Raw genomic sequence first — 5,154 nt, forward strand, 5'->3', positions numbered from 1 at the left:
GCAGAGGCCATCCTGGGCCGCCAGCCGAGCATGGCTCGGCTCTACCGTTGCTTCACGGGCAGCTGACCGCGCCCTCCACCTTGTCCGCATCCACCGACACCCGCACCTGGGTGAACGCTGCAGCAAACGGTTTGTCCGCACTCACCACGAACGGGGCTTCCACCGCGCCCAGGTCCACGCCGTATTTGGCGAAGCACGCCAGCGGCACGGTCACCGTCTGCTTCTGCCCCGGCATCAGTTTGGCCAGCAGCGGCGCGATATCCACCCCGCCCTCGCAGCCGGTACCGCACTGCATGGTCACCTTCACCGGCAAGGCCGGCCGCTGCACCAGCTGCACATCGAACTGCAACGCGCCGTGGTTGCGCGCCAGTGCGCCGAGGTTGCGGCGCGAGGTACTGCGGGCGATGAGCTGCGCCGGCGCCAGCCACGTGATCTCCTTGGCGTCCTGCTGGGTGTTCACCTGCACGGTGCGCACTTGCACCACGGGCGCTGCGGTCGGCCACCGCAGCGTGGCATTGAGATCATTGCCCAGCGGCTGGGTGGCGCCGGCGGCGGCAACGTGCAGCGAGAACGGCGGCGTGTCGGCGCGGTTGAAGATCGGCAGCGTCGTCACGTCGCCGCAGTTGTCCGGGTTGGCTTCGGGCAGGCGCGCGACATTCCCTGACGCACCGTAATGCAGGCCATAGCCCAGCGTGAACAGCGGCGGCTGCTTGGGATCCGGTCGGTCGATCGGCGCCGGGCACGGCACGCCCGGCCACGGGAAGCTCAGCCGGCCACGGAAATCATGCGCCGCCTTGCCGTCCTTGCCGGCCACCAGCACGTCGGTGACGCCCTTGCCCTCGGTGCCGGGCAGCCATGCTGCCACGAAGGCCTGCGACAGGTTGAGCAGGTCGTTGGTGTACATCGGGCGGCCGGAGAAATACACGGTCACCACCGGCTTGCCGGTCGCCGTGGCCGCGCGCAGCACGGCCAGATCCTGCGGGTAGACGCGGCTGTGGCTGACCGAATCGGAGGACAGGATGTCACCATTGGTTTCCGCATACGGTGTCTCCCCGACCACCGCGACCACGACGTCGAACTGCCCGGCATCCAGCCCGGTGCCATCGGCGCTGTAGGTCACCTGCTGCGCGCCCAGCGCGGCACGCAACCCACCGAGTACCGAATCGGCATTCGGGAAATCGGCGTTGGTGTTCTCCGTGCCCTGCCAGGTCAGCGACCAGCCACCGGCCTGGTCGGACAGGCTGTCGGCGCTCTTGCCCACCACCAGCACCCGCGCATCGCGGCGCAGCGGCAGCACCTTGTCCTGGTTCTTCAGCAGCACCAGCGACTCGCGCACCGCGCGGCGCGCCAATGCACGGTCCTGCACGGCGTTGGCATCCCCGGCATGGCGGCTGTCCGAGGGTTTGTGCTCGAACAATCCGGCGCGCAGCTTCACCCGCAGGATGCGGGTGACCGCATCGTCGATGCGTGCCATCGGAATCTCACCGCGCTGCACCTGCGCGGTGGTGTTGGCGATGAACGCCTTCCAGTCGTCGGGCACCATCACCATGTCGATGCCGGCATTGATCGCCTGGGCGCAGCTGTCGTTGCGGCAGCCGGGTACCTGCGCGATGCCGTTCCAGTCGGACACCACGAACCCGTCGAAGCCCATCTTGCCCTTCAACGCATCGGTGAGCAGTGCCTTGCTGCCGTGCATCTTGCCGTAGTCGACGCGGCCGGCACGGTCATTCCAGCTGTTGAACGAGGCCATCACCGTCTGCACGCCTTCACCGAGCGCACCGTAATACCCCTGGCCGTGCACGTTGATCATGGCCGCCTTGTCGAGCAGTGCTTCGCCCTGGTCGCGGCCGTTGTCGGTGGCGCCATCGCCGATGTAATGCTTGGCCGTCGCCACTACGTTGGCATCGTCGGCGAAGCGACCCTGCGCGCCCTTGACGTAGGCACGCGCGTACTCGCGCACCACGGCGGGATCGGAGGAGAAGCTCTCGTAGGTGCGGCCCCAGCGTGGGTCGTGGGCCACGGCCAGGGTGGGCGCGAACACCCAGTCGATGCCGGTGGCGCGGGTGGCGCGTGCGGTGGCCTGGCCGATGCGCTCGACCAGCTCGGCATCGCCGGCCGCGCCCAGGCCGATGTTGTGCGGGAACAGCGTCGCGCCGTAGACGTTGTTGTGCCCATGCACCGCATCGGTGCCCCAGATCACCGGAACCGGCGTGCGTGCGTCGGTGGCCAGCGAGGCCGCGCGGTAGGCATCGGCCAGCTGCAGCCACTGCGCCACCGTGGCGTGCTTGTCCATGCCCGGCCACGAGCCGCCGCCGTTGAGCACCGAGCCGATGTAGTACTGGCGGACCTGCTCGGGGGTGATGGTCTTGATCTCGGCCTGGGTCATCTGCCCGATCTTCTGCGCCAGGGTCATCTGCGCCAGGATCTGCTGCACGCGCGCTTCGATGGCGGCATCCGGCGTGATCGCGCTGGTCACCCGCGGCCAGTCCTTGAGCGTCTCGCCAGTGGCAGGCGCGGCGGCGACCGATGCGGCCAGGGCCAACAGCAGGCAGGTACCAAGGATGGTCTTGTTGGGGCTGTTCACTGACATCTACCTCCGGTGGGAATGACGCGCGATCGGGGTCGGCGCTGCCGCCGTCGGCCGCGCTGCGCGGCGCGCAGCACGTCGTGTCGACAACATTTGGATCGGTTCAACGCCCCTGGCTGACAGCGCTGTCATACAAAGCACGGCCATTGCTGTCAACCGCGCAGCGTCGCCATGGCGACGTCGGTCCCGCACCAGCAGGGGCTGGCGCTCAAACGCATGCGTGGATCAGGCTGTCAGTGTTGCGATGCCGCACGAAATCGACGGGTGCGCCACAAGCCATCGCGGCATGGCAACATCCGCCTGCATCGGCAACACCGTTTCGACACCGCCGCACTACCATCGGCCTCTGCCGACCTGCTCCCACATAGGATCCACCGCACCATGCGTAGTCGAATCGAGGATGTCGCCGCGGTTGCGGGCGTTTCGATCAAGACCGTGTCCCGCGTGCTCAACAACGAGCCCAACGTGCGCACCGAAACCCGCGAGCGCGTGGCCGCGGCAGTGGCGCGGTTGGGCTACAAGCCCAACCTGTCCGCGCGCAGCCTGGCCGGGCAGCGCTCCTACGCATTGGCGCTGGTTTACAACAATCCCTCGCGCAATTACCTGATGGAAATCCAGAACGGCATGCTGGAAGCCTGCCACGCCAGCCACTACAACCTGATACTGGGGCCGGTGGGCGTCGGCCGCAGCACCCTGCCCGACCTGGCGGCGCTGTTCGAGAACTCGCGTCCCGATGGCGTGGTGCTGATCCCGCCGCTGACCGACGATGCGGTGGTGCTGGCCTACCTGGAAGAGCACGAGATCCCGTTCGCCAGCATTGCCCCGCGCCATCCGGAAGGCCGCATCGGCGTGCGCATGGACGAGACCACCGCCGTGGTCGAGCTGATCGGCCATCTGGTTGCACAAGGCCACCGCCGCATTGCGCATATCAAGGGGCCGCGCGCGCACGGCGCCTGCCAGTGGCGCCTGGCCGGCTATCGCCAGGCACTGCGCGAACATGGCATCGCCTACGACCCGGCGCTGGTGGCCAGCGGGCAGTTCTCGTTCGAATCCGGCATCGAGGCGGCCAACGCGCTGCTCGACCTGCCGCAACCACCGACGGCGATCTTCGCCGCCAACGACGACATGGCGGCCGCGGTCTATCGCGTGGCCGGCCAACGGGGCCTGCGCGTCCCCAGGGACCTGTCGGTCTGCGGCTTCGACGACACGCCCATTGCCGGGCACATCTACCCGGCGCTGACCACCGTGCGGCAGCCCACCTCACGCATGGGCACGCTGGCTACCGAGCAGCTGATCGAGCGCATCCGCAGCCCGGACGGCGGCCGCATGGTCACCGTGGACCATGCGGTGCTCGTGCGTGAATCCACCCACGCACCGCGCCGCCGCTGAGCAGTGCGGCACCGCTAGGGGGAAAGGCGCGAACCCCGCCACGCGTAAAAGACGATGTACAGGTAGCACAGCATCGGCAGCAGGAACGACAGCTGCAGGCCGTGGTGGTCGGCCACCCAGCCCATCGCCAGCGGAACCACCGCACCGCCCACGATGGCCATCACCAGCAGGCTGGAGCCCTTGCCGGTCAACGCGCCCAGCCGCGCGATGGCGAGCGCGAAGATGGTCGGGAACATGATCGAGTTGAACAGCCCGATGCTGACCACCGCCCACTTGGCCAACCCGCCACCGGCCAGCATGGTGACCGCCAGCAGCGCCATCACCACCAGCGCGAAGATGCCCAGCAGGCGGCGCGGGTCGAGCCGTGCCAGCAGCACGGTGCCGACCAGGCGCCCCACCAGCGCACCGCCCCAGTACAACGACACATACCGGGTGGCTTCCTGTTCGGTGAGCCCTTCGCCGATGCCCGGCATCGACAGGAAGTTGACCAGCACGCTGCCGATGGATACCTCGGCGCCCACGTAGAAGAAGATCGCCAGCACGCCGTAGCGCAGGTGCGGATGCCGCAGCGCGTCGCGGATGCGCCCGCCGGTGGCGCCTTCTTCCACGCCCGGGATGGCCGGCAGGCGGAACATCCAGATGGCTGCGGCCAGCACGAACAGCGCCACCGCCAGGCCGAAGTACGGCAGTTGCACCGACTGCGCTTCGGCGGCGCGGTAAGCCAGCGCCTCTGCCTGCGGCAGCAGCGCCAGGGCTTCATCGGTGCGCGGTTCGGCCGACAGGATCAGCAGACCGCCAAACAGCGGCGCCAGCGTGGTGCCCAGTGCATTCATCGACTGCGCCAGCGTCAGCCGGCTGGACGCGGTCTGCTCCGGTCCCAGCAGCGCCACGTACGGGTTGGCCGCTACCTGCAGCACGGTGATGCCGGTGGCGAGCACGAACAACGCCGCCAGGAACAACCCGTACACATGCGCATGCGCAGCCGGCCAGAACAGCAGCGCGCCCACGCCGGCAATGGCCAGCCCGGCCACGATGCCGCGCTTGTAGCCCACCGCCGCGACCAACCGCCCTGCCGGCAGCGACATCAGGAAGTACGCACCAAAGAACGTGAACTGCACCAGCATCGCCTGCACCCAGGTGAGCGCGAAGGCGGCCTTGAGGTGCGGAATGAGGATGTC

The 5,154-nt window shown here is 68.4% G+C and carries 3 protein-coding genes; 1 reads left to right on the forward strand and 2 read right to left on the reverse strand.

What is annotated here, in order from left to right; all coding sequences use genetic code 11:
• Positions 1-52 precede the first annotated feature (52 nt).
• Entirely contained in the window at positions 53-2,590 is a 2,538-nt protein-coding gene (locus tag ACXJKH_RS14185; RefSeq protein WP_457320179.1) for a glycoside hydrolase family 3 N-terminal domain-containing protein, read from the reverse strand.
• 378 nt (positions 2,591-2,968) lie between these two features.
• On the opposite strand from ACXJKH_RS14185, the gene ACXJKH_RS14190 reads away from it, so the two are divergent.
• Positions 2,969-3,976 carry a LacI family DNA-binding transcriptional regulator gene (locus ACXJKH_RS14190; RefSeq protein WP_256776686.1) on the forward strand — a complete coding sequence of 336 codons (1,008 nt, stop codon included), beginning with the start codon at positions 2,969-2,971 and terminating at the stop codon, positions 3,974-3,976.
• A 14-nt stretch (positions 3,977-3,990) separates the two neighbouring features.
• Here ACXJKH_RS14190 and ACXJKH_RS14195 read toward each other — a convergent pair.
• Positions 3,991-5,154: sugar MFS transporter (locus ACXJKH_RS14195; protein WP_457320182.1), on the reverse strand; the 1,164-nt coding region annotated here is incomplete at its 5' end.

The organism is Stenotrophomonas sp. P5_B8 (assembly GCF_054049855.1).